The organism is Methylibium sp. (assembly GCF_013817345.1).
Lineage (GTDB): Bacteria > Pseudomonadota > Gammaproteobacteria > Burkholderiales > Burkholderiaceae_C > Methylibium.
Genome location: NZ_JACDCW010000188.1, coordinates 1 through 3,318, shown reverse-complemented (window position 1 = coordinate 3,318; position 3,318 = coordinate 1). Strand labels below are relative to the sequence as shown.

The 3,318-nt window shown below is 68.8% G+C and carries 2 protein-coding genes; both read right to left on the bottom strand.

The features are described from left to right. On the bottom strand, positions 1 to 2,074 hold a 2,074-nt coding region (locus tag H0W40_RS19690; protein ID WP_292449596.1), incomplete at its 3' end, for an ATP-binding protein. Between the two features lie 62 nt (positions 2,075 to 2,136). Then, entirely contained in the window at positions 2,137 to 3,105 is a 969-nt protein-coding gene (locus H0W40_RS19685; protein WP_292449599.1) for a tripartite tricarboxylate transporter substrate binding protein, read from the bottom strand. Positions 3,106 to 3,318 lie beyond the last annotated feature (213 nt).

Genomic DNA, 3,318 nt, shown 5'->3' with positions numbered 1-3,318 from the left:
GGCGCGGGTCGCTGCGGGGCAGCGTGACGGCGAAGCTCGAACCCCGGCCCGGCGCGCTGTTGACCGCGATCGAGCCGTTCATCAGCTCGACCAGCCGGCGCGTGATGGCCAGGCCCAGGCCGGTGCCCTCGATGCCGCTGCGCTCCGCACCCAGCCGGTTGAAGGGTTCGAACAGTTGCGCCTGCTGCGCCTCCGACAGGCCGATGCCGGTGTCGCTCACGGTGAGGCGCACCTCGTCGGTGTCGCGCTGCTCGACTTCCACCGTGACCCGGCCACCCGAGTGGTTGTACTTGACCGCGTTGCTCATCAGATTGACGAGCACCTGCCGCAGGCGCATGGGGTCGGCAAGCACGTGAAGCGGCGGGTCGCCGGCGCGCGAGAGCAGCGCCACGCCGCTGGCGCGTGCACTCGGCGCGACCAGCGCGAACGATTCCTCGATCAAGGTGCGCAGCAGCAGGGGCTGCAGCACCAACGGCAGGTTGCCGGATTCGATGCGCGAGAGGTCGAGCACGTCGCCGATCATCGCCAGGAGGTGCTGGCCGGCACGCTGGATGTGGTCCACGCGGGCGCGCTGGCCGTCGTGCAGCGGCTGTTGAATGTCACCGAGCAGCAGTTGCGAGAAACCGAGCACCGCGTTGAGTGGCGTGCGCAGCTCGTGGCTCATGCGCGAAAGGAACTCGGTCTTGGCGGCGTTGGCGCGCTCGGCGGCTTGCGCGTTGAGCAAGGCCGCGTCGAAGCGCTTGCGCTCCGTGATGTCGGTGATCACGCCATGCCAGGTGGTGCTGCCGTCGGGCAGTCGCTCGGCAGCGGCCTGGCCTTCGAGCCAGCGCCGGCCACGCACCGGCAGATCGACTTCGAACTCGGTGTTCCAGCCGTGCAGAGTCCGGCGTGAAGCTTCGAGGCTTTCCCAGACGCCCTTGCGCTGCTCCTTGACGACGCGCTGGATCATCAGCCGGCCGTCGGCGTGCAGCGCTTCGGGCTCGTGCTCGAACAGCTCGCGCACGCCTTCGCTGCAATAGGGCACGCTGGCCTGACCTTCCAACCCGAAATGAAACTGGCACAGCATGCCGGGCACGTGGTTGGCGAGCTTGGTGAAGAGCGCTTCGCGTTCGTGCAACGCCGCTTCGGCGCGCTTTTTCTGATCGATGTCGAACACCACGGTGACGGTGTGCAGGAAGCGGCCCTGCGCATCGAGCATCGGCGTGGCGGAAAGCTGCACCCAGACGCTCGAGCCGTCGGGGCGCAGGTAGCGCTTCTCGCGGTTCTCGATGCTCGCCTCGGCGTTGATCAAGCGGCGCAGCAGCGCGTCGTCGCTCGCCACATCGTCCGGGTGGGTGATGTCCCGGTAGGTAAGCGTCAGCAGCTCGTCGCGGCTGCGCCCGGTGATCTTGCACATGCGTGCGTTGACTTCGAGAAACCGACCGTCGGGGCCGGTCTGCACAATGCCCGCGCCAGCCTGCTCGAAGCTGCGGCGCCAGCGCTCCTCGCTCGCCCGAAGCGCCGTTTCCGCCTGCCGGCGCTCGCGCTCGAGCATGACGGCGCCGATGATTGCGCCCACGGCCTTGAACAGCGGCTCCAGCGAGCTCAACTGCGCCACGTCGTAGCCGCCGGGGCGGTTGGCCAGGCCGATCATGCCGACCAGTTCGCCGCCGTGAAACAGCGGCACGCCGAGGTACGTATTCAGGCCGGGATGGCCGGCCGGCAGGCCGCCGGCGCGCGCATCAAAGGCCGGATCGTTGGCAATGACCGGCTTGCCGGTGGCCAGTGCCGCGCCGAGCAGGGTGTCCGGACGGCGAAACTCGATGCCGTTCTCGCGCTCGCGGGCCACGAAGTCGCGGCTCTCCTCGCTCCAGGAGATATCGGTCATCGTGAAGACCTTGAGGTAAGGCGCGCCGAGATCGTCGCGCCAAACCTCGCCGATCAACCCGTAGTCGCTTCCGGTGATCGCGAGCAGATCGGGCAGCAGCGCGTCGAAGACCTCGGAGGAGGGCGTGCCCCGCAGGTAGCGCGCCTGCAGCCGCGCTGCCAGGCCCAGGATCTCGGGCGTTACCGCGCCGTCGGGAAGGTTCTTCAAGCCGACACTTTGACACATGGCTTTACCCGAGCGGCACGGTCGGCGCCGCTGGCGCGCGCGGCTCAGGACGTCTTGGCCAGGCCCAGGCGATCGATCACCGCCTTCTCGCGCGCCGAGATTTCGGCGGCGAACTTTGCATAGGCGGCCGGGCCCATGTACATCAGCGCCTGGTCGAACTTGGCCAGCGCCTCCACGTGGTTGGGCATTTCCATGGCCTGCTTGAAGACGTCGTGCAGGCGCTGCACGCGCGCCGGGGCCATGCCCTTCGGGCCGGCCAGGCCGTACGGCGAGGCCTGCACCAGCCCCAGGCCCAGTTCCTTGAGCGTGGGCGCGTCGGGGAACTTGGCCAGGCGCTCTTCGCCCCAGGTATTGAGCACGCGCAGCTTGCCGGAGGCCACGTGCGGCGCGAAGCCGGTGGAATCGGCCGCGGCCATGAGCTGGCCGCTGAGGATGCCCTGCATGAGGTCGGCGCTGCCCTTGTACGGAATGTGGTTGAGCGTGACACCCAGCTTGAGCGCGATCTCCTCCATCGTGAGGTGCGGGCTGGTCAGCACGCCGGTCGAGCCGTAGCTGAGCTTGCCGGGGTTGGCCTTGGCGTAGGCAACGAAGTCGGCCCAGGTCTTGAAGGGCGAGTCGGCCGGCACGACCACGCCGAAGGCGTAGCCGGTGATGCCGATGATGTAGCTCAGGTCGGTGATCGGGTTCCAGTTGATCTTCTGCGTGTAGGGCAGGCGAAAGACGCCGAGCGGGATCTGCGCCACGGTGTGTCCGTCGGGCCGGGTCTGCAGCAGCTGCTGGGCAGGCAGGGTGCCGCCGGCGCCGGGTTTGTTCTCGACGATGACGGTCTGGTCGAGCAGCTTGCCGGCGTTCTGGGCCAGCACGCGCATGGTCAGGTCGGTCGGGCCGCCGGCGGGGAAGGCGACCAGAAGCTTGACCGGCTGCGTGGGCCAGGCCGCTTGCGCGCGCAGGCTCGGGGCGGCCGCCAGCGCGGCGCTGCCGGCGAGGGCTCGGAGAAGGGAGCGACGTTGCAGCATGAGGGCCTCGCGGTTCGGTTCAGGCGCACAGCATGTCACCCGATCGGCGCTCCGGCATCGGGGATTTCGCCCCGGAACTGTCGCCGTCGCGACATCGGGAATGCCTGCAATGACCTTTGCGCACGCTGCGGCACACTGGTCCGCCGACATCCCCACACAGGAGACGCCCATGCTCAACCGCCGCCATGCCCTGCTCGCCCTCGGCGCCGC